At 64.9% G+C, this 7,733-nt stretch carries 9 protein-coding genes and 1 pseudogene; 4 read left to right on the forward strand and 6 right to left on the reverse strand.

What is annotated here, in order from left to right; translation table 11 throughout:
• On the forward strand, positions 1 to 552 hold a 552-nt coding region (locus tag KBZ07_RS13235; RefSeq protein ID WP_315860174.1), incomplete at its 5' end, for a DALR domain-containing protein.
• A 62-nt stretch (positions 553 to 614) separates the two neighbouring features.
• Here KBZ07_RS13235 and KBZ07_RS13240 read toward each other — a convergent pair.
• Positions 615 to 824, reverse strand: coding sequence for a hypothetical protein (locus KBZ07_RS13240; protein ID WP_197151097.1), 210 nt, complete (start codon positions 822 to 824; stop codon positions 615 to 617).
• A 95-nt stretch (positions 825 to 919) separates the two neighbouring features.
• Positions 920 to 1,861, reverse strand: coding sequence for a DUF368 domain-containing protein (locus KBZ07_RS13245; RefSeq protein WP_254932051.1), 942 nt, complete (start codon positions 1,859 to 1,861; stop codon positions 920 to 922).
• 52 nt (positions 1,862 to 1,913) lie between these two features.
• On the opposite strand from KBZ07_RS13245, the gene KBZ07_RS13250 reads away from it, so the two are divergent.
• Both KBZ07_RS13250 and KBZ07_RS13255 read left to right on the forward strand, forming a co-directional pair.
• Positions 1,914 to 3,164 (forward strand): 1-deoxy-D-xylulose-5-phosphate reductoisomerase, encoded by a 1,251-nt coding sequence (locus tag KBZ07_RS13250; RefSeq protein ID WP_254932052.1) that lies wholly within the window; start codon positions 1,914 to 1,916, stop codon positions 3,162 to 3,164.
• The gene (locus tag KBZ07_RS13255) at positions 3,164 to 3,511 is read left to right on the forward strand and encodes a ferredoxin (protein WP_254932053.1); all 348 of its coding nucleotides are present in this window, start codon (positions 3,164 to 3,166) and stop codon (positions 3,509 to 3,511) included. The genes KBZ07_RS13250 and KBZ07_RS13255 overlap by 1 nt, the downstream gene beginning before the upstream one ends.
• A 20-nt stretch (positions 3,512 to 3,531) precedes the next feature.
• On the opposite strand, the gene KBZ07_RS13260 is transcribed toward KBZ07_RS13255, so the two are convergent.
• On the reverse strand, positions 3,532 to 4,527 hold the full coding sequence (locus KBZ07_RS13260) for a YheT family hydrolase (protein WP_254932054.1): 996 nt from the start codon (positions 4,525 to 4,527) through the stop codon (positions 3,532 to 3,534).
• 180 nt (positions 4,528 to 4,707) lie between these two features.
• Here KBZ07_RS13260 and KBZ07_RS13265 point away from each other — a divergent pair, with 180 nt between their 5' ends.
• Positions 4,708 to 5,421 carry an outer membrane beta-barrel protein gene (locus tag KBZ07_RS13265; protein WP_254932055.1) on the forward strand — a complete coding sequence of 238 codons (714 nt, stop codon included), beginning with the start codon at positions 4,708 to 4,710 and terminating at the stop codon, positions 5,419 to 5,421.
• A 17-nt stretch (positions 5,422 to 5,438) separates the two neighbouring features.
• On the opposite strand, the gene KBZ07_RS13270 is transcribed toward KBZ07_RS13265, so the two are convergent.
• From KBZ07_RS13270 to KBZ07_RS13280, 3 genes and pseudogenes are all read right to left on the reverse strand, one after another.
• Positions 5,439 to 6,854 (reverse strand): NAD(P)(+) transhydrogenase (Re/Si-specific) subunit beta, encoded by a 1,416-nt coding sequence (locus KBZ07_RS13270; RefSeq protein ID WP_254932056.1) that lies wholly within the window; start codon positions 6,852 to 6,854, stop codon positions 5,439 to 5,441.
• Positions 6,854 to 7,159 (reverse strand): NAD(P) transhydrogenase subunit alpha, encoded by a 306-nt coding sequence (locus tag KBZ07_RS13275; protein ID WP_254932057.1) that lies wholly within the window; start codon positions 7,157 to 7,159, stop codon positions 6,854 to 6,856. The genes KBZ07_RS13270 and KBZ07_RS13275 overlap by 1 nt, the downstream gene beginning before the upstream one ends.
• Positions 7,156 to 7,733: pseudogene (locus KBZ07_RS13280) on the reverse strand (NAD(P)(+) transhydrogenase (Re/Si-specific) subunit alpha); the annotation flags it as partial. The pseudogene KBZ07_RS13280 and the gene KBZ07_RS13275, both read right to left, overlap by 4 nt.

The raw sequence follows: 7,733 nt of genomic DNA on the forward strand, positions 1-7,733 counted from the left end.
CCAGCCCTCGAGGCCGCCGCCACCGGCTGGAAGGGGCTCAACGCCGCCATCGGGCTGGCTGCCGGCGCCAAAGCCACACCGGCCAGCGATGCCGCCGACCTGCCCTGCGATCTGGCTGAAGCCCACCAGCGCTTCGCCGCCGCCATGGACGACGACCTCAACACCTCCGCCGCCCTGGCCGTGCTGTTCGAGCTGGCCAAACCCCTGCGGGCCCTGGCCAACCGCATCGAGCGCGGTGATGGGGCCGCCGCCGCCTCAGCCGCCTCCCCTGCCCTGGCGGCCCAGGGCCAGCTGCTGCTGGAGTTGGCGGGGGTGCTGGGCCTCCAGCATGAGCGGGCAGCCGAGGGCCCGGCCGCCCGCCCGGGATCGGGATCTGAATCGGGATCAGCGGGCCCCAGCGACGCCGAGATCGACGCCCAGATCACAGCCCGCCAAGCCGCCAAGGCCGCCCGCAACTTCACAGAAGCCGATCGGATCCGCGACGGCCTCAAAACCCAGGGCATCGAGCTGATCGACCGACCCGGCGGTGTCACCGAGTGGATTCGGAGCTAAGTGAATTCGGGGCTGAGTGAATTGGGCTGGGGGACTGGGCTGGCCTGATCGGCACAAACAACTCAGCTTCCAGGCGGACGCTGTTGGCCCTGCATCATTCGCTCGATCTTGCGAAGCCGCTGCAAGGTGGTGGTCCACACCTCCTTCTGAAAACCGGGCGGACAGTTCTCCACCAGCGCCTCCAGGTCTTCCTTGCGCTCGAAGGCCTCCCACAGCTGCCGCTCCAGTCGGGCCCGCTCAATGAAGTTCCAGCGCTGCAGAAAGGCGTTCAAAAGCCAAAGGCGGGGGCAGCTCGAGCCTAATCAGCCCGCCCCGCGGCCGATCAGGTCGAAGCTCGACATGGCCAGGCCAAGGCCATCGACAGGTCTCAGCCGCCCATTTCAGCCACACCCACCCGCTGCTGCAACCACTCCAGGCCCACCACCAACAGCACCCCAATCGCCCCCAGCAGCAGGGCCACCAGCAGGGCCGAAGCACTGGGCGGCGCTGCCAGGGCATCGCGCAGCACGATCAGCTTGCCCTTGGCGTTGGTGCTGCTCTCAAGGACGGTGAGGAACGGCCAGATCTTCCAGAGCGAGCCGGCCATCACCCCCACCAACAGGGCCACCGTCTGGCCGTGCCAGCGGGCCAGCAGCCAGCGCAGCAGCTGCACAAGAGCGATCAGCCCGGTGGCACATCCCAGGGCGAAGGGCAGCGGCACAACCAGGTCGAGGCCCTTGACCGCCTCCATCACGTGCTGGTAATGACCCAGCACCAACAGCAGCAAGGAGCCGGAGATCCCAGGCCAGATAATCGCCATGAACGCCACCGCACCGCTCCAGAAGAGGGTGAAAGGGTTGTGGGGCATGGTCACTGGCACCCGGGTCACAAACACGAGGGCCCCGGCCGCCCCCAGCGCCATCGCCACCAGGCCGCCGGCACCCCACTGGACATGGCGGGCAATCAGTACGTTCGAGTCCACGATCAAACCGAAGAAGAAGGCAAATAGAAAAACCGGGTGAAATTCATAAAGCCAGGTGATCGGTCGCACCAGCAGGAGCACCGAGCTGAAAATCCCGGCCAGCAGGAGCAGCAGGGGACCCAAATGCACCCGTTCAGCCGCCGAAGCCCACCGCCCCCCAGCGAGCAGTTTGAGCAGCTCCAGATCGAAGCCCGCAATGGCCTCCAGCAGGGTGGAGTAGTTGCCGAGGATGAAGGCCATCGAACCGCCGCTGACACCCGGCACCACGTCGGCAGCCCCCATGGCCAGGCCACAGAGCAGCACGTAACCACGCGGCAACGGGGCTTGTGGAGGAGGAGCTGCGGTCATCGGGAAGGAGCGGTGGGAGACTGATGCGCCGAAACCTTAAGGGCCCCCCACCGTGAAAGCCATCGCCGTGCTGGGTTCCACCGGGTCAATCGGCACCCAGACCCTGGAGCTGGCCGAAGAGTTTCCCGATCGCTTCAAGGTGGTGGCCCTCACCGCCGGCAACAACCTCGACCTGCTGGTCGACCAGATCCGCCGCCACGCCCCGGAGGTGGTGGCCCTGGCCAACGGCGATCGCGTTGGCGAATTGCGCGAGCGCCTCCACGCCCTTGAGCCCGCCGCCAGGCCAGAGCGCCTGCCGGAGCTGCTGGGGGGCAACGAGGGCCTCTGCGCCGCCGCCGCCTGGCCCACGGCCGATCTGGTGGTCACCGGCATCGTCGGCTGCGCCGGCCTGCTGCCCACCCTGGCGGCGGTGAAGGCCGGCAAGGATCTAGCCCTGGCAAACAAGGAAACCCTGATCGCCGCCGGGCCCGTGGTGCTGCCGGAGCTGGCAAAGAGCGGCTCGCGCCTGCTGCCGGCCGATTCCGAGCATTCCGCCATCTTCCAGTGCCTGCAGGGCACCCCCTGGGCGGACACGGCCCGCCTCTCCACCGGAGTGCCCACTCCAGGGCTGCGCCGCATCCAGCTCACCGCCAGCGGCGGCGCCTTCCGCGACTGGGCCCCCGAAGACCTCCACAAGGCCACCGTGGCCGACGCCACCAGCCATCCCAATTGGACGATGGGCCGCAAGATCACCGTCGATTCGGCCTCCCTGATGAACAAGGGGCTCGAGGTGATCGAGGCCCACTACCTATTTGGCCTCGACTACGACCACATCGATATAGTCATCCACCCCCAGTCGATCATCCACTCGATGGTGGAGCTGGCCGATTCCTCGGTGCTGGCCCAGCTGGGCTGGCCAGACATGAAGCTGCCGATCCTCTATTGCCTCAGCTGGCCCGAACGCCTGGAAACCCCCTGGCGTCGCCTTAATCTCACCGAGGTGGGGTCGCTCAGCTTCCGCACCCCCGATCCGGCCCGCTACCCCTGCATGGAGCTGGCCTACGCGGTGGGGCGCGCCGGCGGCACCATGCCGGCGGTGATGAACGCAGCTAACGAGCAAGCCGTGGCCCTCTTCCTCGACGAGCAGGTGCATTTCCTCGATATCCCGAGGCTGATCGACGGGGTGTGTGATCGCCACCGGGCCGACCTGACAGCCAACCCCTCCCTGGACGACGTGCTGGCCATCGACGCCTGGGCCCGGCAGGCGGTGCATGAAGCTGCAGCCCGGCTGAACGCCAAGACCACCGCGGCGCTGCCGGTCTGATGCCCGTCTCCCACCACCTGCTGCTCTGCGCCACCCCCAGCAAGGCGCTCTGCTGCCCGGATCCAGCCATCGGCGCCGCCAGCTGGGCGACCCTCAAGCACCTGGTGCGAGAATTGGGCCTGGAGGATCCGGCCCGACCCGGCGGCATCGTGCTGCGCACCAAGGCCGATTGCCTGCGGGTCTGCGCCGAGGGCCCCGTGCTGCTGATCTGGCCCGACGGCATTGTGTACGGCGGCGTCACGCCAGAGCGGATGAAGCGGATCCTCCACGAACACGTGATCGGCGGCCAGATCGTTGGGGAATGGGTTGTGCAGCGCTATCAACTACAACTCAAGCCCACGGGTTGAAAAGGGCTGGTCCGTACTTTTCAGAGGAAGCCGGCCGGGAGCTCTCGGCACCGCCTTGCCAGCCACTCGGCAACGTGGCAATCAGCCCAGCTGCCATCGGGCGGATCAGCCGCGCCATGGAAGCCGTTGTGGCCGCCCCAGCCCGGCAGCAAAATCTCCCTATTTCCAAGCTGCTGGCCCGCCAGTGCCACGAGCGAACCGGCGGGAACTAATGGATCATCCAGGGCATGGATAAACAAAAGGGGCGGCAGGGAGGCACCTGAGCAAAGCCCCTGCAGGGGAGAGGCCTCCCTGTAGTAGTTATCTACGTCCGCGTAGCCCCAGCCGGGTGCGGTGATCAGGGCATCAAAGTCTCGAATCGTGCCGATCCGAGCGATCCTGCTCAGGCTGGCTGGTGCGATCGCCTGGGGGTCGGCCAGGGCCAGGCGAATCAGGCCCCGCACCATATGCCACTGGTAAAGAGCGTTGCGGGGTCGGGCGATCTGACGCGCGCAAGCACCCAGATCCAGGGGGCTGCTGACGCAGGCAAGTCCATCAAGGCCGCCCGGGTGCTCCAACAGGGCGTTGAGCAGCACGGTGCCCCCCAGGGAGAGTCCCACCCCGAGCAAGGGCCGGCCCCCGGCCCGTTCCCTCACAGCCGCCAGGACAGGAAGCAGATCTCGATTGCAGGCGGCCGCATAGGTACCCGAGGCCAGGGAGCGCCCCTCGCCAGCACCCCGCAAATTCAAACGCCAAACAGCGAACCCTTTGAGAACAAGTAAACGGGCCAGTCGCCGCACGCCAGGGCGATCACTGCTGCCGCCAAGGCCATGCACCAACAGCACCCAGCCGCAGGGATCCTGCTGCTGGGGCAGATCCAGCTTGAGCAGCAGGGAACCCCCATCTGGGGCCCTGATCAAAAGGCGCTGAGCCCTATCGGCAGAGCCGCGGGGAACCATCAAGGTGTCCCGCAGGGTCTGCAGATCGCCACCGATCCAGGGCCAGCGCTGTCGGCAGCCAAATACAAGATCAGCCATTGACCCCGGGCACGGGCCTGCTAAATTAAACGATATTTACAATAGGCAGCTGCGGTGAAGATCCCATCGATTTACATATCGGGCCCTGTATCAATATCGGCCTCTGTATCAATCTCGATCATTTGCACAGCCGCCTTCCACTCTCCCCTTGCGGCCCAAACCCTCAGGCCAGCAGCCAGCTTGTCTGATGACTCGAATCGGCACGCAAAGCCCTTCAAGCATGACATTTCTTCCAGCCTGACCAGCCAAGATTCAATCCCAGCGCCCACTTGGGAATTGGGCCAACCCGCCAATACCCAGCCTGGCTCAACCTGGCAAAAAGCTTCCCCTCTCCCTACAAATTCATCGCCAAGTTGGCAGCCAGCGCCAACTGCTGAACAGCCAACGACTGAACAGCCAGCTGCCCAGCCAACACCAGCTGTTCAGTTAGGCGATCAGCCAGGAAATCAGCCAAAGCCCACCGCCCAAACTTCGCTTGCACCCTGGATTGTGGGGCTGGGGGGCGGCGTACGCATCGGCATCGGCGAGCCAACATTTGGCATGGTCTACGGGCGCGTTGGCAGGGAAATTGGCAAAGATACGGCGATTTCACTGCGCCCGGTCTACGTTTTTGGCAACGTCAACTCAGATGGCTCCTCAAACAACCAAGGCGCTTTCCAGATGCCCCTGACACTTGATCTCTATCCAAATAGCCCAGTCAGCCCCTATGCCGGCGTTGGCGTGGCAACCAATACCGACAGCAACGGCAATGCTGATGCCATGATCACGGCGGGCCTGGACATCAATCTTGTCAAGCACCTGAGTTTAAGCCTGGGCTTAAACTATATATTCGAAGGCTCCGATCAAGACAACAGGGACGTCGAAGCCTTTACCGTTCTCTATTATAGATTTTAGCAACGGACATATTGCCCCTACTTCTTGCCGATCCCCATGCTGCGCAGCTCGGTGAGCAGGCCGTTGAGCACGGCCTTGGCATCGCCAAAGACCATCGCCGTCTGAGGTAATTCAAACAAGGCATTCTTGATGCCGGCATAACCGGCGCCCAGGCTGCGCTTTACCACGAACACCTGGCGGGCCTGGTCAACCTCAAGCACGGGCATGCCATAGAGGGGACTGGAGGAATCGGTCTTGGCATCGGGATTGACCACGTCGTTGGCACCCAGCACGATCACCACGTCGGTACGGGGAAATTCGGGGTTGATCGTATCCATCTCCAGCAACTGCTCGTAGGGCACGTCGGCCTCAGCCAGCAACACATTCATGTGGCCAGGCATGCGACCTGCCACCGGGTGGATGGCATAGGAAACCTCCACCCCATGGAGCTCGAGCAACTTGGAGAGTTCGCGCAGGGCGTGCTGGGCCTGGGCCACGGCCAGGCCGTAGCCAGGCACAAACACCACCCTTTCTGCCGCTTCCAGGGCCAGGGCGCATTCCTCGGGGCTGCAACTAGTGATGCGGGTGTAGCCGGCCTCATCACCACCCCCACCAACGGGTGCTACGCCGCCAAGGGCCCCACCAAACAACACGCTTACCAATGAGCGGTTCATGCCCGTACACATCACTTGGGTGAGGATCAGGCCGGCGGCCCCAACCATCGCCCCAGCGACGATCAACAACTGGCTGCCCACCACAAAACCGGCGGCGGCTGCAGCCACACCCGAGTAGCTGTTGAGCAGGGAAATCACCACCGGCATGTCGGCACCGCCGATCGGCAGGGTGACACCGATGCCCAGCAGGGAGGAGGCCAGCAACAGCACCCAAAGAGGGGCGCCAGCCATAGAGCCGGGCAAGGTGATTGCACCTGCCAGGCAGGCAACTGCCAGGGAGATGTTGACTGCATGGCGCAGGGAGTTCTGGGTCCACGCCGGGGTACTGATCCAACCCTGCAGCTTGCCCATGGCCACGATTGAGCCGCTGAAGGTGATCGCCCCCACAAAAACCGAGATCACAATCGAGATCTGCTCCACCAGGCCAGGGGCGCCACCGGGGCTGTAGATAGCCACGCCCAGGGCCACCAGCAGGGATGCCATGCCGCCGCAGCCGTTGAACAGGGCGACTGTTTCGGGCATGGCCGTCATCGGCACCCGTTGGGCCGTCAGCAGGCCGAGCAGGCCGCCAATGCCCGTGCCGATCGCTATCCAGAGCCAGGCCTGGGCACTGAGCGGCTGCTCGATCAGCAGGCCCAGCACCGCCAGGCCCATGGCCAGGGCCGCCAGGCCATTGGCCGAGCGTGCCGTGCTGACCTTCGAGAGTCCTTTGATGCCGAGTGCCAGCAGCAACACCGCCACCAGATCGATCAAAGCTGGTAAGAGGTTGGGTAAGGCCATCAGCGTGCCCCCCCGCTACGGGAAGATTTGCGCGAAAACATCGCCAACATTCGGTCGGTGACCAGGAAGCCACCGACCACGTTGAACAGGGCGAACCCCAGCGACAGGGATCCAAGCAACAAAAGGGGCACCTGGCCGTTGGCCTGGGCGATCAGGGTGAGTGAAGCCAGCACGGTGATGCCGCTGATGGCGTTGGCACCGCTCATCAGCGGCGTGTGCAAGGTGGGTGGCACCTTACCGATCAGTTCAAGACCGAGCAGGCTGCCCAGCAGCAGCACCCACAGGGCCTGGGTCAAGGCGCTCATCGGTTAACTCCGGAAACGAGATCGGGGAAACGGCAGTGGCCATCGTGGGTGAGCAGGCAGCCCGCCACGATCGGATCCTCCTGGTCGAGCTGGAAGCCGGCTCCATCGAGCACATGCTCCACCAGGGCGGCCAGGTTGCGGGCATAGAGGGCGCTGGCGTGGTTGGCAACCGAGCTGGGCAGGCCATCGCCACCGATCAGCTGCACCCCGTTGCGCTCGACGGTCTGGCCGCAGACCGTGCCGGCACAGTTACCACCCTGGGCCACGGCCAGGTCAACCACCACCGAACCGGGCCGCATCCCCGCCAGCATCTCCTCAGAGATCAACAGCGGGGCCCGCCGGCCGGGCACTAGGGCCGTGCAGATCACCATGTCTGCCAGGGCAAGTTGGTCGGCCAGCTGCTGGCGCTGGGCGGCGAGGAAGGCTTCGCTGGCGGCTTTGGCATAGCCGCCGGATTCGGCTGGCGCCTCCTCCTGCTCTGGCGGGGAGAGAAACCTGCCACCCAGGGATTCCACCTGTTCCTTGGCTGCAGGCCGCACATCACTGACGTAGACCACCGCTCCAAGACGGCGGG

The organism is Cyanobium sp. BA20m-14, from assembly GCF_024346295.1.